This is a genomic window from Mesorhizobium sp. WSM4842 (assembly GCF_055901575.1).
Genome location: NZ_CM148372.1, coordinates 3,005,607 through 3,023,498, shown reverse-complemented (window position 1 = coordinate 3,023,498; position 17,892 = coordinate 3,005,607). Strand labels below are relative to the sequence as shown.

Below are 17,892 nucleotides of genomic sequence, written 5' to 3'. Positions count from 1 at the left end.
TTGCGCACGCCGTTGTTTTGATCATCGGCATGCGTCGTTTTATGGCAGAGCGAAAGCTTCTCCCTTGTGGAGTTGCGGCGCCTGCATCTTGGAAGCTACCCGGCAGATGAGCGATGTCAACCATGCAGCGGTTCGCAGAACGCAAGACAGGCAATCGCTTCAGACAAATGACGGCGTCCAACCCCATGGTGAAATGACCAATTGTCGATGCCGGCAGGGTGATGACGGGCAGTACAAACCTGAAGCGATTACCGTGTTGCGACCTCGGGTAGTGCCTCAGTTTGAATTTCGGCTCACGACCCAATGTCGACATTCGTCGAGATCAAGAGATGGCAGTCGGACGCGGCTCTTGGATCAAATATGATTCTGCTGCGAGCGTAACTCTCTCTAAGCCGTAGCCTACCGTAATTTACCTTGCCGGCAGTTCGCATATGCCGCAACGTAAGGTGGTACCCCCAGGAGGAACGGCCATGAAGCTCTCAAGACGCACCCGGCTGATGATATTTCTTGCGGCATCCAGTTTCCTCGCCGGCGCGTTTGAGGTTACTGCCCAAACAGCCGCCGAAATTCCACCCTCACTGGTTACTCCCGACAAGGTCGAGTCGCCTCTTGGCACGCTCGACTTCAAGGACGGCGTGCCGAGCAAAGCGACGGCCGAGAAACTCTACGACAACCTCGACTTCACCTACGCCTACCGCTCCTTCATGGACAATCTGCGTGGCGTCAGCATTCAGGGCTTCCGCAAGGGTCTGGAAAGCGTTGGCGTCAAGGACAACGAGGTCATTGTTTTCGAAGAGTTGATGGATGCCAAGTCGCTGTTCCTGACCGCGAATGCCGATACGATCTACGTGATGGGCACCCTCGATCTCAACAAGGGACCGGTGGTGCTGGAGACTCCGCCCAAGTTTCTCGGCGCTGTGCAGGACGCCTGGTTCCGGTGGGTCATCGACCTCGGCGGGCCTGGGCCCGACCGCGGAGAAGGCGGCAAATATCTGATCGTCGGGCCGGACTACACGGGTCCACTGCCGCAAGGCGGATTCTTCGTCGCGCACGCCCGCACCAATTCCATCGTGTGGTTCGGCCGGTCGTTCCTGGAAAACAACGATCCCAAGCCGGCGGTCGAAGTAATCAAGAAGTTCACCAAGGTCTATCCTTACGAAGTCGGCGGTGTCGGCACTCCCGTCGCCGACTTCCTGGCCGGCAAGACCAAGCTCGGCAAGATCGCCCCGCCCCCGCCGACCGTGTTCCACAACGGAAGCGGCAAGGTGATGAACACCCTTCCGCCGAATGATTGGAGCTTCTACGAAATGCTCAACGAGGTTGTGCAGAACGAGCCAGCCACCTCGCTCGACCCGGAGCTGATGGGCCCGATCGCGGCGATCGGCATCGTCAAGGGCAAACCGTTTGCACCCGACGAGCGCATGAAAAAGATCATGACCGAGGCGCTGGCCGTCGCCAACGCAACCTCGCGCAGCCTGTTCATTTCCCCGCGCGATCCCAACTGGTTCTACTATCCCAACTCAGCCTGGATGAATTACTTGTTCCAGACCGGTTACGAGTTCGAGACGCCGATCCCTGAAATAACGCCCGAGGGTGTCAAGCCCTATCCAGCCACCGGCTATCGCACCATGGATGCGCGCACCAATTTCTTCTACGGCATCACCGGCATCACGCCCGGCATGGCTATGCGCCTGACTGGTATCGGGTCGCAGTATCTGTTTGCCTTCACGGATGCCGACAAGAACTACTTTGACGGCGCCAAGACCTACAAGGTGACCTTGCCGAAGGACATTCCGGAAGCAAACTTCTGGTCGTTCACGCTCTACGACAACATGACTCGCTCGATGCTCGACACGCCGCAAGGCTATCCGCGCGCCGGCAGCCAGAGCTTCCCTTCGCCTGCAGCCGAGGCCGCTGCCGACGGCTCCACGACCATCTACTTCGGCCCGACCCAGCCCGACGGCGTCGCTCGGGGCAACTGGATCCAGACCGACCCGAAGAAAGGCTGGTTTACGCTTCTGCGCCTCTACAGCCCGCTTGAGCCATTCTTCACCAAGCAATGGCGGCCGAGTGAGATCGAACTGGTCCAGTGACGGCCGCTGACTGTTGAAGGATCGTATCCCTTAACCCTGCACGGGAGTGTGCTCACATGAACCCGACAAGGCACTTGGCAAAGCTCGCCCTGTTTATCGCCTGGCTGGCGCTACCGATATCGGCAACGGTTGCCCGAGCGCAGACTGTCGAAACGGGCCTCGTCGAGCTGACGGACTCAAAGATCGAGTATTTCAGCCGGGGAGAAGGCGAACCCATAGTCTTGCTGCCGGGCGGAACCCTGACCGTGGGCTACCTGGATGGCCTGGCCGATGCCCTCGCCAAGGCCGGCCATCGGGTGGTCGGCATCAACTTCCGGGGTTCGGGCAAGAGCACGGGTCCAAGCGAGGGTGTCACGCTTCAGACGATGGCGGACGATGTCGCGGGAGTGATCAAGGCCCTCAACCTTGAGCCGGTGAACGTGGCTGGCAACGACTTCGGCAATCGCGTTGCGCGTATGTTGGCCGCGTCTCATCCCGAGCTGACGCGCAGCGTCATTTTGTTGGCCGCTGGCGGGAAGGTCCAACCCGCACCGCCCGCGGCCAAAGCCTTGGGGATTATCTTCAACCCCGCATCCACAGACGCCGATATCCTGGCGGTCTTTCCATACCTGGTTTCCAACCCTGCCGATTCCGCCCGCGTCTGGAAGCTTTTCAAGCCGTCTCTCGATCCGGGAGCGGCGGCTATCGAAAGGGCGGCTGCGGAAAGCACTCCGCTAGACGCTTGGTGGGCGCCTCCGGGAGAAACCAAATATCTGATCCTGCAGGGAGCGGAGGATCAGATCGCGCGCCCTGAAAACGGCGAGCAGCTTCAGAAGGAACTCGGCGACCGGGCGACGCTCGTCAATGTCTCGGGGGCGGCGCACCTCCTGCCCTTGGAACAGCCCGAGGAAGCCGCGTCTCGAATAGTCGACTTCCTCCGAAAACTTGACGGCTAGTGCCATCTATCCTCATGCCGTAGTGCAGTATGCCGGGTGCGTGCGAGGGGATCTTGCGCGCTGACGCTGTGGTCGCTTTTGGCACGAAGCGGAAGTTGGCCAGTGACCGCTTTCGACCCACAGCCGAAATTCAAACTGAGACACTCCCGACCTCGCGATCGATTGCTTTTTGCCGGCACTTATGCTACTAATCTCGACATGGTGCTGATTTGCGCCAACGACCCGCCCCCGAGGCGGGTTTTTTGTTTCAGGCTTCGGCAGCGCCCTTCCCGCGGTTCAGACGAGCTCGGCTCCGGTAGACCCCATTCTTTCGCCTTTATTGACGGCCATCAGGCGAACGCGTAGCCTCAAACCAATCCGGTTTTCCATGGGCACCTCGGGACTCCGGCAGTTGGCGATTTTGTCCAGGCTCGCCGATCGGGCCGGATCTCGCCGAAGCGGGCGTCTTCAAGCGCGCAAGAGGTGCTGAATGGATATGGTCGACCTCATATTGACGGTTTGCCTGATTGCCAATCCGGGCAATTGCCGAGACGAACATCTCTATTTCGAGAGCCGCGGCTCTCTGGTCCAATGTATGATGCTGGCGCCCAGCGAAATCGCGAAATGGTCGCAGCAACACCCGACCCTCACGGTCAAGCGCTGGAAATGCGCTTTCCCGAACAAGGACCGTGCGATCTGATCGGCGCCCCGGTCTATTACGGCCCCGGGAGGAGACATCATGATGATTTCGCGTCGAGCAACGCTCCGGCTGGCAGCTCTTGGAACAGCCGCGGCTCTTGTCCCAAGGCCGTCCTTCGCCACGACCCCCTCCTTCGCAACGGCCAGGGTTCGCATTGGTGTGCTGAAGTTCGGCACCGTGAGCTGGGCGCTTGACACGCTGAAGCAGCACAAGTTCGACACAGCCAACGGCATCGATCTGCAGATCATCGACTTCGCCGGCGAGGATGCAACCAACGTCGCCATGCTGGCCGGCGCGATCGACATCATCGTCTCCGACTGGCTGTGGGTCTCGCGCCAGCGCTCGGAAGGCGTCGACCTAACATTGGTCCCCTATTCGACCGCCGTCGGGGCGATCATGGTGAAGGAGGCGGCGCCGATCCGCACGATCATCGATCTCAAGGGAAAAAAGACCGGCGTCGCCGGCGGGCCTCTCGATAAAAGCTGGCTGCTGATCCAGGCGCTGGCCAGACGCGATCACGGTCTCGACCTGCCGGCAACCAGCGACATCGTCTTTGGCGCGCCGCCGCTGATTTCGGAAAAGGCGATGCAAGGCGAACTCGATGCGGTGCTCAATTTCTGGCATTTTTGCGCCCGGCTCGAGGCCAACGGCTTTCGTCGGCTGATCGGCGCCGATGATGCGGCGAAAGCGCTCGGGGCCTCGGGCGCCGTATCGGCGCTCGGCTATGTCTTTCATGACAAATGGGCGAACGAAAATCCGGCCGCTATCAGGGGCTTCATCAAGGCTTCGGCGCAGTCCAAGGACTTGCTGGCCAGATCCGACGACGAGTGGCTGCGCCTTGCGCCGATTATCCGCGCACAAGGCAAGGAATTGGCCAAACTGCGTGACCGCTATCGCGAGGGCATTCCGAGACGCCCCGTCGCCGAGGATGCGGCCGACGCGGGAAAACTCTACCGCGTGCTGGCCGAGATCGGCGGCGACAAGCTGGTCGGCCGCGCGCCCGAGATGGCGCCCGGCACGTTCTGGCAGGAGCTGCCGAAATGACCGCACCTGACACCGGCGATCGCCCGCCTGGCGCCGCAGCCGACATCTCCAGCCAATCCGGCCTTGCGGCGGCGCTGACACCCGTGCTGACGGTCGCGGTCTCTCTGCTCGGGCTTTGTCTGCTGTGGGGTCTTGCGGCAAATGCCTGGCCGAGCCGGGCCTTTCCTGGGCCGGGGCGGGTCTGGCAGGTGCTGCTCGCAGAGGCGGCGAACGGCGACCTTTTCTACCATCTCGGCGCGACCCTCGGCCGGGTTGCCGCAGCCTATGTCGTCGCGATGGTCGTTGGCTCGGTCATCGGCGTTCTCCTCGGCAGCCACCGCAGGGCAGACCGGTTCTTCAGCCCCTGGCTGGTCCTGTTTCTCAACATTCCCGCGCTGGTCGTCATCGTGCTTGCCTACATCTGGTTCGGCCTCAACGAGGCGGCGGCGATTGGCGCCGTTGCCGTCAACAAGATCCCCAATGTCGTGGTGACGATGCGCGAAGGCGCCAGGGCGCTTGATCCGAGCTACGGCGAAATGGCCGCTGTCTACCGCTTCGGTCCCCTCGAACGCATCCGCCATGTCCTGCTGCCGCAATTGCAGCCCTATCTTGCCGCCGCCTCACGATCCGGCATCGCCCTCATCTGGAAGATCGTCCTCGTGGTCGAACTGCTCGGCCGCTCCAACGGTGTCGGCTTCCAGATCTATCTTTATTTCCAGCTTTTCGACGTCGCCGCCATTCTTGCCTACACGCTGGCTTTCGTTGCGGTGATGCTTGTCATCGAACTCCTTCTGGTGCAGCCCATTGAACGACATGCAACCCGTTGGCGCCGTCGTCCCGCTTAGGGTCGCCATCGCCGAAAAGACCTTCAGGTCCGCGCAAGGCGTCTCGATCACGGCGCTCCAGAACCTTTCCTTCGAGGTCCGGCAAGGCGAATTCGCCTGTCTGCTGGGACCGTCGGGCTGCGGCAAGACCACGACGCTGCGCATCCTGCTTGGATTGGACAAAGACTTTTCCGGCTCATTTCAACTGCCTGAAGGCGGCTCCAACCGGATCGCCGCCGTGTTCCAGGAGCCGATCTTGCTGCCATGGCGGACGGTGGAGCAGAATGTCAGGCTGGCGCTGCCGAAAAGCCTGAGAACGAAGAATCTCGACGGGCTGTTCGACACGCTCGGCCTCGCCGGCATGCGCTCGCTCTATCCGGCGGAGCTTTCGCTCGGCCTTGCGCGCCGGGCAGCACTTGCCAGGGCCTTCGCCACCGAACCGGCGGTGCTTTTCCTGGACGAACCCTTTGCCTCGCTCGACGAACGGACTGCCGAGCGGCTTCGGCACCTGCTTTTGACCGTGTGGTCGGCGCGGCCTACGACCGCCCTGATGGTAACGCACAATCTCCGCGAGGCGCTGATGCTGTCGGACCGCATCATCGTTCTCGCACAGCGGCCAGCCCATGTGCTCGGCATGTTCGACGTAAGGCTGCCGCGGCAATATCGCAATCCACAGGTGATGAGCGACCTTTTGCGGTCGTTCCACCAAAAATTTCCGGGCGTGGCCTGATCGCCTTACAGTTCGGAATGCATATCGGGGGGAAGCCATGCCGATCGATAGGCTACGACGTAAACTTGTGAATGGCTTCGCCTGCACGGCGGTCAGTGCCGCGATGCTGCCCTGTTGCCCCGGGCGGGCCGCTCTCGCCGCTGCCGGCGGCCTTGAATTCAAGCTCAGGAAAATCGCCGACGGCGTCTTCGCTTTCCAGGGCGTCGATGAATTGATGAGCGCCGCCAACCAGGGCGCGATTTCGAACCTGGGCGTCGTCGTCGGGACCGACGCCGTTGCCGTCATCGACAGCGGCGGCAGCCTGATCGAGGCGAACGCCCTCATCGCCGCGATCGAAAAGATAAGCGCCAAGCCGGTTCGCTACCTGATCAACACCCACATGCACCCCGACCACATCTTCGGCAATGCGGCGTTCCGGGAGATCGGCGCGACCATCGTCGGCCATAACAATCTGCCGCGCGCTCTGGAGGCACGCGGCGCGTTCTACCTGCAAAGCTTTCGCGATCAGATCGGCGACGCGCTCATGAAAGGGATCGAGATCATCCCGCCGACGATGCTGGTCGATGATCGCCTGCAACTTGACCTCGGCGGGCGCATGCTCGAATTGCAGGCATGGAAGGCGGCTCACACCGACAACGACCTGACCGTCTTCGACAGCGCGACCCGCACGCTGTTCGCCGGCGATCTCGTGTTCATAGGTTCCTTGCCGACGCTCGACGGATCGCTGCTTGGCTGGCTGCGCCAGATGGATGCGCTGGCCGCGATCGGCGCCGCGCGCGTCGTGCCGGGTCATGGCCCGGTGCCGGCCGACTGGCCTGAGGCACTGACGGCGGAGCGGCGCTATTTCGAAGTTCTGGCGCGCGATATTCGCAAGGCGATCACCGACGGGGTGCCGCTCAGCGAGGCGGTCAAAACCGCCGGCCTGAGAGAACGGGGCAATTGGCAGCTGTTCGACGACTACAACGAGCGCAATGCAACGGCCGCCTTTGCCGAACTCGAATGGGAATAGATCACACCGACAAGCGCTGGACGTGATCAGGTGGACCGATTTGCCAACACATGGTCGAGGGCTTATCCTTCGACATCGGCCTGGGCACCACCTCTCTGACATTGGTGGAGGCATGAAATGCAGAACCACGCTTACACGAGCCGGCAACTCGCCTTGCCGCTCGCAGCCGTCTTCGCCGCGATCATCCTCGGCACGTTCTTTGGCTCCTCCGGAGCCGGCCACGCCCAGCAAACAACCGCATCTTCGGACAGGATCTGGCAGGATTTGAAAGGCGACGTGTTCGGCGATCGGGCAATTCTGGTCGATACCGGCGTCGTCAGGGTCGAGGCGCCGAAGCGGGCGCAGGATGCCGCGATCGTGCCGGTCGACATCTACATCGACCCGGCCAAGGCGCCCGACGGCATCAAATCCGTCACCTTGATCATCGACGTCAATCCAGCACCGGTGGCGGCGACGTTCCAGATCGGCAAGGACGCCGGCGTGACGCATCTATCGACGCGCGTGCGCGTCAACGACTATTCCTATTTGCGCGCCATAGCAGAGACGCAGGGCGGCGAACTCCACATGGCGCAGACCTTCGTCAAGGCGTCAGGCGGATGCTCCGCCCCGGCGGTCAAGAACCAGGACGAGGCGATGGCGACGATGGGGCAGATGAAGCTGCGCCAATTCCCACCGCAAGAGACGATGACAAAGGCGCAGGAATTGCAGCTGATGATCCGGCATCCGAACAATTCGGGCCTGCAGCGGAATCCACAGACCCAGTATTTCATCCCCGCGCATTTTGTTCAGAAACTGTCGATCTCGCAGGCAGACCGGCCGATCCTCTCGATGGAAGGTGGAATATCGATTTCGGAAGATCCCAATTTCCGGTTCGATTTCACCGCGCACGGCACTGGCGACATCCAGGTCGAAGCGATCGATACCGACGGCAAGGTATTTCGCAATCAATGGCCACTGGAGGCTACAGGACTCTGAAGCCTCGAAATCGCATACAGCGGTTGTCTCCCCCGTCGCCGCTCTTACCAGGGCACGCTCTAAAGCGCGTCGCGTTTGACCGGCCTCATGCGACGCGCTTTAGGTTGTTGTTTTATACATGTCGTTATCGCAAAACCGCTGCACACCCTCGGTTCAAGCCCGAGGGCATGCTTTTGCGCGACATGCATTAAAAGCAGCGCACGTCGGCTTCCGCCTGCGCGCGCTTCAGTTCCGTGCTTGCGGCTTTTGCCGGCGCGCTTTCGCGAAACAGTCCCGAACGCTCCCCTGTCGTCAGGGACATGCTCTTGAAGGTCTCGGCCCTTTCATAATCCTCGAATGGAAGGATCGAGGCGATGACGTCGATCGAGCAGGAACAGTTCTCCAGCGCCTGACGTGTCTGGCCATTCGTCTGCATGCAGCCGAGCACATAGTCGACAATCGTCGCCGTCGGATAATCTCCGGCGGCGCCGGCCGGATTTGCGAAGGCCAGGGCCGATGCAAGCAACAGCGGCAAGGTCGAAAAGCCGACATATCTGAGCATGGGGAACCCTCCGATTGGCCTGGACGCGATAGATCGAGCCCGATGGATCGAGACAGGATCACCGCACCAGTTGGCCTCGTGCCACCACGCCCGTCAAGTTCTCATGCTCACCGTATAGTACCAAAGGAGCAGGGCCGCACCGGCCGGCAAAAGGCCTCCCCGACAGCACGAACATCCGCTCCGAATCCTGGTGTTGACCTTCATTTCATGTCTCCTCCACTATCGGTATCCGGAGCGACGCGCGCATACTTAAAGCCATACGCTCCAACGAATATTCCCAAATAAAAATCAATACATTTCGCCCAAAAAATACGCAAAATTCGGCGACTTATATAAATCTCGCTTCATTCACAGTCGAACAATAGCTTTCTGTCTGGGTTTTTTCATATCTATTTCTCTATATTGCAGTGCAACATAGACGGAAGTGATTTTTCTTGCCTTCCGCCTGGGGATGACATAGCTTCATCCTGTTTCCGGCTTCAAGGGCGTCACCGTCATTAGGGAGCGGCGACAGTCTTTCGTAGGCCAAGTGGGATGGGCAGTAACGGTGCCCTCTGCTCATTCGGCTTAGGTCGTGACACGCTGCCGGAAATACTTCCCCCACATGAATCGCTTGGGCAAGCCCTCGTGGGCTCGACGGACGATTCGTCATTGTGAACCCTGGGAGGACTTTGATGCGTGTACTTGCGAAAACTGCCTACCTACTAACGACCGCGGCGCTCATGTCGTTCGGCGCGGTCCACATGACGTCGGCCAATGAAGAACTGATGAAAATGGCCGAAAACCCCAAGGACTGGGTGATGCAGACGGGTGACTACGCCAACACCCGCTTTTCCAAGCTAAACCAGATCACCAAGGACAATGTGAAGAACCTGCAGGCCAAGTGGAGCTTCTCCACTGGCGTGCTGCGCGGCCATGAAGGCGGGCCGCTGATCATCGGCGATGTGATGTACGTCCACGCGCCGTTCCCGAACACCGTCTATGCTCTCGATCTCAACAATGACGGAAAGATCCTCTGGAAATACGAGCCCAAGCAAGACCCGAATGTCATTGGAATCATGTGCTGCGACACGGTCAATCGTGGCGTCGCCTATGGTGATGGCAAGATCATTCTCAACCAGGCCGACACCACCGTCGTCGCACTCGACGCCAAGACCGGCAAGGTCGTTTGGTCAGTCAAGAACGGCGACCAGACCGACGGCGGAAAGGGCGAATCCGGTACGTCAGCACCCGTAGTCGTCAAGGACAAGGTGCTCGTCGGCGTCTCCGGCGCTGAATTCGGCGTTCGCGGCTGGCTGGCCGCCTACAATCTGGCAGATGGCAAGCTCGCCTGGAAAGCCTATTCGGAAGGTCCGGACGCAGAAACCCTGATCGATCCCGAGAAGACCACCCATCTCGGCAAGCCTGTCGGAAAGGATTCCGGCACGAACACCTGGGAAGGCGAGCAGTGGAAGACAGGCGGCGGCACGACATGGGGATGGTATTCCTATGATCCCAAGCTGAACCTGGTTTATTATGGTACCGGCAATCCCTCGACATGGAACCCGGTCCAGCGCCCAGGCGACAATCGCTGGTCGATGACGATCATGGCTCGCGATGCGGATACCGGTGTTGCCAAATGGCTCTACCAGATGACCCCGCATGACGAGTGGGACTTTGACGGCGTCAACGAGATGATTCTCGTCGACGGCATGGAGGTCAACGGCGCCAAGCACGACGTGCTGGTGCATTTCGACCGCAATGGCTTTGCCTACACCATGGATCGCGCCAGTGGCGAACTTCTCGTCGCCAAGAAATACGATCCGGCAGTGAACTGGGCGACGGAAGTCAACATGGACCCCAACAGCGACCAGTATGGCCGCCCGCAGGTCGTGGCCAAATATTCGACCCAGGCGAACGGCGAAGACACCAACTCGACGGGCATCTGCCCGGCAGCGCTTGGAACCAAGGACCAGCAACCGGCGGCCTATTCGCCGAAGACCGGGCTGTTCTACGTGCCGACAAACCATGTCTGCATGGACTATGAGCCTTACAAGGTGAGCTACACTGCCGGCCAGCCTTATGTGGGCGCCACCGTGTCGATGTATCCTCCCCCTGGTGGTGACGGCAACATGGGCAACTTCATTGCCTGGGATGCTGCCAAGGGCGAGATCGTCTGGTCGAAGCCCGAGAAGTTCTCGGTGTGGTCGGGCGCGCTGGCAACCGACGGCGACGTCGTCTTCTACGGCACGCTCGAGGGCTACATCAAGGCGGTCGATCATGACGGGAATGAACTCTACAAGTTCAAGACCCCGTCCGGCATCATCGGCAACATCACGGCCTACGAGCATGGCGGCAAGCAGTACATCGCCGTTCTGTCCGGCGTCGGCGGATGGGCCGGTATCGGTCTGGCAGGTGGACTGCTTTCGCCCGATAACGCCGCTGCCTGGCATGGCGCCGTCGATCAGGGTCGTGAGCAAGGCGACGAGACCGCGGTCGTTGGGACTGCTGGTCTGGGAGCGGTCGGTGGCTACGCAGCACTTGCCGACTACACGACGCTGGGCGGCCAGCTCACCGTCTTCGGTCTCCCGGACTGATACTCGGGAACCTTAGGCACGCCTCGGGTCTTGTGAAAAAGACCAAGGCTTGAAAAGCGAGAGCCCGGATCACCGGGAAGCCAGGACCGGGCTCTCGATTTCGCCGCGCACCCAAAACATCGATCAATGCCGCTTCACGACTGCAAACCCGTGTCCGTGGCAAATGAAGGAAGAGTCTGAATGTCCGTTCGCATTGTAATTGCCGCTCTCGCTCTGGCTCTGCTGCCTCTGGCAAGCTCAAGTCTCGCGCAGGCCTCGGACAGCGCGGAAAAAGCCAAGGCGGTGACGGAAGAGGACGGCAAGCATTTGGATGCGGAGGGTAATCCGACCTACAAGATCGAAAAAGGGACCGTCGATTGGTATACGTTCAGCGGTTACCGCCGGTACCACTCCGATTGCCATGTCTGTCACGGACCGGACGGCACAGGTTCGAGCTATGCGCCGGCCTTGGTCAACAGCCTGAAAACCATGGATTACGCCACGTTCCTCTCGATCGTCGCCGAAGGCCGCAAGAATGTCGGCGGCGGCAAGGAGAATGTCATGCCCGCTTTTGGCGACAACAAGAACGTCTATTGCTACATGGATGATCTCTACGTCTATCTGCGTGCCCGCGCCGACGGTGCGGCGCCCCGCGGCAGGCCGCCGAAGAAATCAAACAAGCCACAGGCAGCGAAGGATGCCGAAGCATCCTGTATGGGTGGATGATATGTTTGGCCGTGATGCGTTGAAGCTGCGTTTTGTCCTGCCGATGCTCGGCGCACTCGCCCTGCTGCCTTCGAACGCCCAGGCGCAGGACGCCGGCCTTGGTGCCGCGGGAGAACTGGTCGACCCCGACATTCTGCGCGTCTGCGCCGATCCTTCGAACATGCCCTTCACCGACGAGAGCGGCGAAGGCTTCGAAAACAGGCTGGCCGAACTGGTTGCCGCAAAAACCGGCCGGAAGTCCGTCGCCTATACATGGTTTCCTGTTGTCGCTGGCTTCGTGCGCAACACGCTGGCGGCCAACCGATGCGACATCATCATGGGTTACGCTCAGGGCGATGAGCTGGTGCAGAACACCAACGCCTACTATCGCTCCTCCTATGTGCTGGTGCACCCGAAGGGCAACGGCATGGAAGGCGTCGAGACGATCGAGGATCCGAAACTCACCGGCAAGAGGATCGGTGTCGTCGAAAGCACGCCGCCGACTGCCAACATGGCCGCCAACAAGCTCTTGCGAACGGCAAAGATCTATCCGCTGGCGGTGGATACGCGCCTCACCGCTTCCATGGGGGAGGTCATGATCAAGGACATGCTCGCCGGCAAGATCGATGCGGCTGTCATGTGGGGACCGATGGCAGGCTACTATGCCAAGGAACTCGGCGCCGATCTCACGATCGTTCCGCTGGTGAAGGAAAAAACCGGCTCGCGCATGTCCTACCGCATCACCATGGGCGTGCGTCCATCCGACCAGGAATGGAAGCGGACACTCAACCGGGTGATCAGGGAAAACCAGGCGGAGATCAACAGAATCCTGCTGGACTACAATGTGCCGCTGATCGACGAACACGATAATCCGATCACGCAATGACGAAACCGTTATGACGGGAAAGGAGACGATTTTGCTGGTCGCTGCGGGCCTTCTGGGTCTGACCCAACCGATGTGGGCTGGCTATGTCGCCGAGCCCGGCGGCTACCGGATGGACGAATATCGGGCGCCGGTGCCGCAGACGCTGCGGGGCGCAAGCGTGGTGACGACGGCAGAGGCGGAGGCGCTGTGGCGGGAGAAGAAGGCGGTGTTCTTCGACGTCATGCCGAACACGCCGAAGCCGGCCAATTTGCCGGCAGGAACGATTTGGAGAGACACGATCAGAAAGGATATCCCAGGCAGCACCTGGCTGGCCAATGTCGGTTACGGCGCTATCTCCGAGGAGACCGCCAGCTATTTTCGCCAAGGCCTCGCGGCGGAAGCCGGTCCCGACAAATCGCGCGCTATTCTGTTCTATTGCATGACGAATTGCTGGATGTCCTGGAATGCCGCGAAACGGGCAGTCGAGTGGGGCTACAGTTCGGTGATCTGGTATCCGCCCGGCGCCGATGGATGGGAGCGTGCAAACCTTCCGCTGGAGGAGAAGAAGCCTTACGTGATCAGCAATTGAAGCATGAGCATTGTTATTTTCGATCGTCTTGTTTTTCGAGTTTCAGAACCTACCGTTTCATTTGTCCATTTTGAGAGCTGATGGACGAGCCATTGCAATGGTGCCCAGCAATGGTTGACTGAGAAAAAGATCGGCCCCTTCGGGCTGGTAGAAGAGGAGAAATGCCATGAAGAAGAGCTGGACGAAACCGACCATGTGCCAGGTTGCTGCGGGCTTCGAAATTTCGCGGTATCTGCCTGCTGAAATTCCTCCCAAGAAGTAGGCCGCAGTGGTGCGTGTCCCTGGCAACGGGGACACGCACTGCGTTGCCGCGCGAGGTTTTCGGGAAAGGCTTTGCCGCGTTCAATACGGGCGCGAAGCCATTCGCGGTCCAAAACTTGTTGTTGGTTGAACAAGCCGCAGAGCGGGCATTGCAATGCGCTTGAAAATCATCGGCTCAGCGGCAGGCGGCGGCTTTCCGCAATGGAATTGCAACTATCGCCTGAGCCGCGCGGCTCGCACCGGGATGGCTTGCGTGCATTCGCGAACCCAATCAAGCATCGCCGCGTCAGTGGATGGGGCCGGCTGGGTGCTCTTCAACGCCTCGCCCGATATTCGCCAGCAGATTGCGCAAACGCCTGAATTGCAGCCCGCGCATGATGCGCCGCTGCGTTCGACGCCTATCCGTGCGGTTGTGCTGACCAATGCCGATGTCGATCATGTCGCCGGCCTGCTCAGCCTGCGTGAGCGGCAGCCTTTTGCCATCTACGCAACGACACAGGTTCTGGCGACGCTGGAGGCGAATTCGATTTTCAATGTTCTCGATCCGGCGCTCGTGCCGCGACGCATCTTGCCGCCGGCGAAAGAACTGGCGATCTGCGATGCAGACGGCAACGAAACCGGCGTGATTGTCGAGAGCTTTCCCGTGCCCGGAAAGATAGCGCTCTATCTCGAGGAAAGAAGCCAGCCGGATGCCAATTTCAGCTCCGAGTCCGGCGACACGATCGGCGTCCGTATCACTGGCGCCGGCAGTCGCGGCTCCGTCTTCTATATCCCGGGCTGCGCGCGCATCGATGCGACCCTGCGCACGCGTCTAGCCGATGCCGCCTGCCTCCTGTTCGACGGCACGGTCTATACCGACGACGAGATGATCGCTGCCGGCGTCGGCCAAAAAACCGGGGCGCGCATGGGGCATCTGGCAATGTCGGGAGACGCGGGTTCGATCGCCGGCTTGGCCGATGTAAGTGTCGGCCGCCGTGTCTTCGTCCACATCAACAACACCAACCCCGTTCTGAACGAGAATTCCACCGAACACGCAGCGGTGAAAGCGGCCGGCTGGGAAGTCGCCCGCGACGGGATGGAGATGGAATTTTGAGTGATTTCCATGACGCGGCCAGGAACGGCCTGTCCTCCAGCGAGCTCGAAGCGGTGCTGCGTCAGGTCGGTGCCGAGCGCTATCACAACCGCCATCCTTTCCATCACAGGATGACGAGCGGTGCGCTGTCGCGGACCGAGATGCAGGCCTGGGCGCTGAACCGCTATTGCTACCAGGCTGTCATCCCGCGCAAGGACGCCATGATCCTCGCACATGCCGAGGACCCGGCGTTTCGCGCCGCCTGGCGCAAACGCATCGAGGACCATGACGGCGAGGACGGCTGGAGCGGCGGTATCGCGCGCTGGCTGCATCTGGCGACCTCGCTCGGCCTCGATGCCGATGCGGTGAAGAGCGAAAGGCTGGCGCTGCCGGCGACACGTTTCGCGGTCGGCGCTTACCTCTCCTTTTGCACGAACCGGACGCTGTTCGAGGCGGTCGCATCGTCGCTGACCGAGATGTTCTCGCCGCTCATCATCGGCGAGCGGGTCCCGGCGATGCTGGCCAAATACGATTACATCACCGAGGATACGCTGGCCTATTTCAGCCGGCGGCCCGAACAGGCCTCGCGCGACGCCGACTTCGCCCTCGCCTACGTGCTCGGCCATGCCGACACGGCGGAACGCCAGCAGCAGGCGATCGATGCGCTGGTGTTCAAATGCGATATACTGTGGGCCATGCTCGACGCGCTTCAACACGCTTATGCCGAGCCGGGAAACATCCCGCCCGGCGCCTTTCGCCCGGAGGCAGCCCGATGATGGCGCTGCGCGAAAGAGCCCTGGTGTCGCCGCAGTCGGTGCCATCGCTGCCGAAGCACGTGCGCATACAATACGACCCCGTGCGGCAGGCGTTCGCCGTGCTTTCGCCGGAAAAGGTATTTTGGCCGAACGGTATCAGCCTCGATATATTGCGCCGCTGCGATGGACGGTCCACGGTCGGCCACATCATTGCCGGCCTTGCCGCGGATTATGACGCCGAACAGGAGGCCGTGGCGACCGACGTCGTCGCCTTCCTGCAGGAATGGTCGGACAAACTGCTGGTGAAGCTATGAGCGAGCCCCTTCTCCCTCCGATCGGCATGCTGGCGGAACTGACGCATCGCTGCCCGCTGCAATGCCCTTATTGCTCCAATCCGCTCGAATTGCTGAAGGCCAATCGCGAACTCGATACACAGACCTGGCTCGACCTGTTCTCGCAGGCGGCCGATCTCGGCGTTCTCCAGGTGCATCTGTCGGGCGGTGAACCGACGCTGCGCCGCGACCTCGAGCAATTGATCGCCGGGCTTTCGGCGCGCGGCGTCTACACCAACCTGATCACGGCCGGCGTCGGCATTGCCGAGGGCCGCATCGAGGCGTTTGCCGAAGCCGGCCTCGACCATCTGCAGCTGAGCTTTCAAGGCGCACGTCCGGCGACCACCGACCGTATCGGCAACCACAAAGGCGGCCACGAAAAGAAGTTGGAGACGGCACGCCGCGCGCGCGCGGCCGGCCTGCCGCTTACCATCAACGCGCCGATCCATCGCCACAACATCGAGGAGGTGCCGGAATTCATCGATCTGGCCCTTTCGCTGGGCGCGGAGCGGCTCGAGATCGCCAACGTGCAGTACGCCGGCTGGGCGCTGACCAATCGCGATCAACTGATGCCCGAGCGTGCTGCGGTCGACCGGCAGGCGGAGATCGTCGCGGCGGCTCGCGAACGGCTCACCGGCATCATGAACATCGATTTCGTCCCGCCGGATTATTTCGCTATCTATCCCAAGCCGTGCATGGGCGGCTGGGCGCGCGACGCGTTCATGGTGACGCCGGACGGCACCGTGCTGCCATGCCATGCCGCACAGACCATCCCGTCGCTCAGCTTTGAGCGTTTCGGACCGCGCACCCTGGCCGAGATCTGGACCGATTCGCCGGCATTCAACGCCTTTCGCGGCACCGACTGGATGCAGCAGCCCTGTCGCAGCTGCGAACGGCGCGAGATCGACTGGGGCGGCTGCCGCTGCCAGGCGATGGCGATCGCCGGCGATGCCGCCGCGACGGACCCGGCTTGCGCGAAATCGCCGATCCATGCGCGCATGGCAATGCTGATCGACGAAGCCCAGCGTGCTGCGGCAGTTCCTTCGCACGACGAACCATTCGTCTACCGGCGCATCGGCGTCGTCACCGAGCCCGCCTGACGCGTTGTTCTATTCCACGGTCTCGCGCTCGCGCACCGCATCGGCGAAAGCCAGTGCATCGCGATTGATCGCGACATTGTGCACGCGGAAGATCGAAGCGCCCTTCAACCGCAGGATGACGCTGGTCGCCGCTGTGCCGACATCCCGCCCCTCGTCAGTTCCGCCGACCAGGTGACGGGCAAGACGCTTGCGTGACGTGCCGACCAGCAATGGAAAACCGAGAGCGCGCAATTCACCGAAGCGAGCCATAAGCTCAAGGTTTTCCTCTCCGTCCTTGGCGAAGGCGAAGCCCGGGTCCAGCACGATCCGGTCGTCCGGGATGCCGGCGTCGCGCGCGATCTCCAGCGATCTGTTCAGGAACAGGAATTGGTCGGCGATCACATCCGCCAGTTTTTCACGGTCGCGCCCGGTGTGCATGATGACGAGGCCGGCGCCGGTTTCCGCCGCGACCTGCGCGATGTCGGGTTCGCGCTGCAGGCCATGCACGTCGTTGACGATATGTGCGCCCGCCGCGACCGCCAGACGCGCCGTCTCGGCTCGATAGGTGTCGACCGAAACCAGGCTGCCGCCGTCGGACGACAGCGCCTCGATGACCGGCAGGATGCGCGCTTGTTCCTCGCGCGCCGAAACGGCGCCGGCGCCGGGCCGGGTGGATTCGCCGCCGACATCGATGATCGCGGCGCCTTCGCCGATCATGCGCCGCGCCTGCTGCAGCGCCCGCTCCGGCCGAGCGAATTCTCCGCCGTCGGAAAAACTGTCCGGCGTGACGTTCAAAATCCCCATCAGCAACGATTTCGCGCCAATGTCGAGATGTCGTCCATGAGCAAGGCGCCAGCGCTTCATGCATCA

At 61.3% G+C, this 17,892-nt stretch carries 19 protein-coding genes; 16 read left to right on the top strand and 3 right to left on the bottom strand.

Annotated elements, in window-relative coordinates; translation table 11 throughout:
• Nucleotides 1-470: 470 nt before the first annotated feature.
• From AC0NIE_RS14590 to AC0NIE_RS14555, 8 genes are all read left to right on the top strand, one after another.
• Complete coding sequence (locus AC0NIE_RS14590) at nucleotides 471-2,093, top strand: DUF1254 domain-containing protein (RefSeq protein ID WP_473485479.1); 1,623 nt, start codon at nucleotides 471-473, stop codon at nucleotides 2,091-2,093.
• Nucleotides 2,094-2,149: 56 nt separating this feature from the next.
• Complete coding sequence (locus AC0NIE_RS14585) at nucleotides 2,150-3,028, top strand: alpha/beta fold hydrolase (RefSeq protein WP_473485478.1); 879 nt, start codon at nucleotides 2,150-2,152, stop codon at nucleotides 3,026-3,028.
• A gap of 469 nt (nucleotides 3,029-3,497) precedes the next feature.
• Entirely contained in the window at nucleotides 3,498-3,707 is a 210-nt protein-coding gene (locus AC0NIE_RS14580; RefSeq protein ID WP_473485477.1) for a hypothetical protein, read from the top strand.
• Between the two features lie 39 nt (nucleotides 3,708-3,746).
• Nucleotides 3,747-4,751, top strand: coding sequence for an ABC transporter substrate-binding protein (locus tag AC0NIE_RS14575; protein ID WP_473485476.1), 1,005 nt, complete (start codon nucleotides 3,747-3,749; stop codon nucleotides 4,749-4,751).
• On the top strand, nucleotides 4,748-5,575 hold the full coding sequence (locus AC0NIE_RS14570) for an ABC transporter permease (protein ID WP_473485475.1): 828 nt from the start codon (nucleotides 4,748-4,750) through the stop codon (nucleotides 5,573-5,575). The genes AC0NIE_RS14575 and AC0NIE_RS14570 overlap by 4 nt, the downstream gene beginning before the upstream one ends.
• A complete protein-coding gene (locus AC0NIE_RS14565; RefSeq protein WP_473485614.1) occupies nucleotides 5,544-6,284 on the top strand; it encodes an ABC transporter ATP-binding protein in 741 nt (246 codons plus the stop codon). The genes AC0NIE_RS14570 and AC0NIE_RS14565 overlap by 32 nt, the downstream gene beginning before the upstream one ends.
• A 37-nt stretch (nucleotides 6,285-6,321) precedes the next feature.
• Nucleotides 6,322-7,293 (top strand): quinoprotein relay system zinc metallohydrolase 2, encoded by a 972-nt coding sequence (locus AC0NIE_RS14560; RefSeq protein WP_473485474.1) that lies wholly within the window; start codon nucleotides 6,322-6,324, stop codon nucleotides 7,291-7,293.
• A gap of 117 nt (nucleotides 7,294-7,410) precedes the next feature.
• Nucleotides 7,411-8,268: a quinoprotein dehydrogenase-associated SoxYZ-like carrier gene (locus tag AC0NIE_RS14555; RefSeq protein ID WP_473485473.1), complete on the top strand. Its 858-nt coding sequence runs from the start codon at nucleotides 7,411-7,413 to the stop codon at nucleotides 8,266-8,268.
• Between the two features lie 187 nt (nucleotides 8,269-8,455).
• Here the strand turns inward: AC0NIE_RS14555 and AC0NIE_RS14550 are convergent, their stop codons facing one another.
• Nucleotides 8,456-8,809 carry a hypothetical protein gene (locus AC0NIE_RS14550; protein WP_123148288.1) on the bottom strand — a complete coding sequence of 118 codons (354 nt, stop codon included), beginning with the start codon at nucleotides 8,807-8,809 and terminating at the stop codon, nucleotides 8,456-8,458.
• A 674-nt stretch (nucleotides 8,810-9,483) separates the two neighbouring features.
• On the opposite strand from AC0NIE_RS14550, the gene AC0NIE_RS14545 reads away from it, so the two are divergent.
• From AC0NIE_RS14545 to AC0NIE_RS14530, 4 genes are all read left to right on the top strand, one after another.
• Nucleotides 9,484-11,385 (top strand): methanol/ethanol family PQQ-dependent dehydrogenase, encoded by a 1,902-nt coding sequence (locus AC0NIE_RS14545; RefSeq protein WP_473485472.1) that lies wholly within the window; start codon nucleotides 9,484-9,486, stop codon nucleotides 11,383-11,385.
• Nucleotides 11,386-11,565: 180 nt separating this feature from the next.
• On the top strand, nucleotides 11,566-12,090 hold the full coding sequence (locus AC0NIE_RS14540) for a c-type cytochrome, methanol metabolism-related (RefSeq protein WP_473485471.1): 525 nt from the start codon (nucleotides 11,566-11,568) through the stop codon (nucleotides 12,088-12,090).
• A 1-nt stretch (nucleotide 12,091) separates the two neighbouring features.
• Nucleotides 12,092-12,955, top strand: a complete 864-nt coding sequence (locus tag AC0NIE_RS14535; protein ID WP_473485470.1) for a quinoprotein dehydrogenase-associated putative ABC transporter substrate-binding protein — start codon at nucleotides 12,092-12,094, stop codon at nucleotides 12,953-12,955.
• Between the two features lie 10 nt (nucleotides 12,956-12,965).
• Nucleotides 12,966-13,523, top strand: coding sequence for a PQQ-dependent catabolism-associated CXXCW motif protein (locus AC0NIE_RS14530; RefSeq protein WP_473485469.1), 558 nt, complete (start codon nucleotides 12,966-12,968; stop codon nucleotides 13,521-13,523).
• A gap of 57 nt (nucleotides 13,524-13,580) precedes the next feature.
• Here the strand turns inward: AC0NIE_RS14530 and AC0NIE_RS14525 are convergent, their stop codons facing one another.
• Nucleotides 13,581-13,718, bottom strand: a complete 138-nt coding sequence (locus tag AC0NIE_RS14525; protein ID WP_165848570.1) for a hypothetical protein — start codon at nucleotides 13,716-13,718, stop codon at nucleotides 13,581-13,583.
• Between the two features lie 220 nt (nucleotides 13,719-13,938).
• Here AC0NIE_RS14525 and pqqB point away from each other — a divergent pair, with 220 nt between their 5' ends.
• From pqqB to pqqE, 4 genes are read left to right on the top strand one after another with little or no spacing between them, the layout of a single operon-like run.
• Complete coding sequence (gene pqqB / locus AC0NIE_RS14520) at nucleotides 13,939-14,877, top strand: pyrroloquinoline quinone biosynthesis protein PqqB (protein ID WP_473485468.1); 939 nt, start codon at nucleotides 13,939-13,941, stop codon at nucleotides 14,875-14,877.
• Complete coding sequence (gene pqqC, locus AC0NIE_RS14515) at nucleotides 14,874-15,632, top strand: pyrroloquinoline-quinone synthase PqqC (RefSeq protein WP_473485467.1); 759 nt, start codon at nucleotides 14,874-14,876, stop codon at nucleotides 15,630-15,632. The genes pqqB and pqqC overlap by 4 nt, the downstream gene beginning before the upstream one ends.
• Nucleotides 15,629-15,925 carry a pyrroloquinoline quinone biosynthesis peptide chaperone PqqD gene (pqqD, locus tag AC0NIE_RS14510; RefSeq protein WP_473485466.1) on the top strand — a complete coding sequence of 99 codons (297 nt, stop codon included), beginning with the start codon at nucleotides 15,629-15,631 and terminating at the stop codon, nucleotides 15,923-15,925. Before pqqC ends, pqqD begins: the two co-directional genes overlap by 4 nt.
• Nucleotides 15,922-17,043 (top strand): pyrroloquinoline quinone biosynthesis protein PqqE, encoded by a 1,122-nt coding sequence (pqqE, locus tag AC0NIE_RS14505; RefSeq protein WP_473485465.1) that lies wholly within the window; start codon nucleotides 15,922-15,924, stop codon nucleotides 17,041-17,043. The genes pqqD and pqqE overlap by 4 nt, the downstream gene beginning before the upstream one ends.
• Nucleotides 17,044-17,052: 9 nt before the next feature.
• Here pqqE and folP read toward each other — a convergent pair whose 3' ends face one another.
• A complete protein-coding gene (gene folP / locus AC0NIE_RS14500; protein WP_473485464.1) occupies nucleotides 17,053-17,886 on the bottom strand; it encodes a dihydropteroate synthase in 834 nt (277 codons plus the stop codon).
• Nucleotides 17,887-17,892: the final 6 nt, after the last annotated feature.

Coding starts and splice junctions, on each gene's coding strand:
- AC0NIE_RS14590 (WP_473485479.1), top strand. CDS start 471: ATGAAGCTCTCAAGACGCACCCGGCTGATGATATTTCTTGCGGCATCC.
- AC0NIE_RS14585 (WP_473485478.1), top strand. CDS start 2,150: ATGAACCCGACAAGGCACTTGGCAAAGCTCGCCCTGTTTATCGCCTGG.
- AC0NIE_RS14580 (WP_473485477.1), top strand. CDS start 3,498: ATGGATATGGTCGACCTCATATTGACGGTTTGCCTGATTGCCAATCCG.
- AC0NIE_RS14575 (WP_473485476.1), top strand. CDS start 3,747: ATGATGATTTCGCGTCGAGCAACGCTCCGGCTGGCAGCTCTTGGAACA.
- AC0NIE_RS14570 (WP_473485475.1), top strand. CDS start 4,748: ATGACCGCACCTGACACCGGCGATCGCCCGCCTGGCGCCGCAGCCGAC.
- AC0NIE_RS14565 (WP_473485614.1), top strand. CDS start 5,544: ATGCAACCCGTTGGCGCCGTCGTCCCGCTTAGGGTCGCCATCGCCGAA.
- AC0NIE_RS14560 (WP_473485474.1), top strand. CDS start 6,322: ATGCCGATCGATAGGCTACGACGTAAACTTGTGAATGGCTTCGCCTGC.
- AC0NIE_RS14555 (WP_473485473.1), top strand. CDS start 7,411: ATGCAGAACCACGCTTACACGAGCCGGCAACTCGCCTTGCCGCTCGCA.
- AC0NIE_RS14550 (WP_123148288.1), bottom strand. CDS start 8,809: ATGCTCAGATATGTCGGCTTTTCGACCTTGCCGCTGTTGCTTGCATCG.
- AC0NIE_RS14545 (WP_473485472.1), top strand. CDS start 9,484: ATGCGTGTACTTGCGAAAACTGCCTACCTACTAACGACCGCGGCGCTC.
- AC0NIE_RS14540 (WP_473485471.1), top strand. CDS start 11,566: ATGTCCGTTCGCATTGTAATTGCCGCTCTCGCTCTGGCTCTGCTGCCT.
- AC0NIE_RS14535 (WP_473485470.1), top strand. CDS start 12,092: ATGTTTGGCCGTGATGCGTTGAAGCTGCGTTTTGTCCTGCCGATGCTC.
- AC0NIE_RS14530 (WP_473485469.1), top strand. CDS start 12,966: ATGACGGGAAAGGAGACGATTTTGCTGGTCGCTGCGGGCCTTCTGGGT.
- AC0NIE_RS14525 (WP_165848570.1), bottom strand. CDS start 13,718: ATGGTCGGTTTCGTCCAGCTCTTCTTCATGGCATTTCTCCTCTTCTAC.
- pqqB (WP_473485468.1), top strand. CDS start 13,939: ATGCGCTTGAAAATCATCGGCTCAGCGGCAGGCGGCGGCTTTCCGCAA.
- pqqD (WP_473485466.1), top strand. CDS start 15,629: ATGATGGCGCTGCGCGAAAGAGCCCTGGTGTCGCCGCAGTCGGTGCCA.
- pqqE (WP_473485465.1), top strand. CDS start 15,922: ATGAGCGAGCCCCTTCTCCCTCCGATCGGCATGCTGGCGGAACTGACG.
- folP (WP_473485464.1), bottom strand. CDS start 17,886: ATGAAGCGCTGGCGCCTTGCTCATGGACGACATCTCGACATTGGCGCG.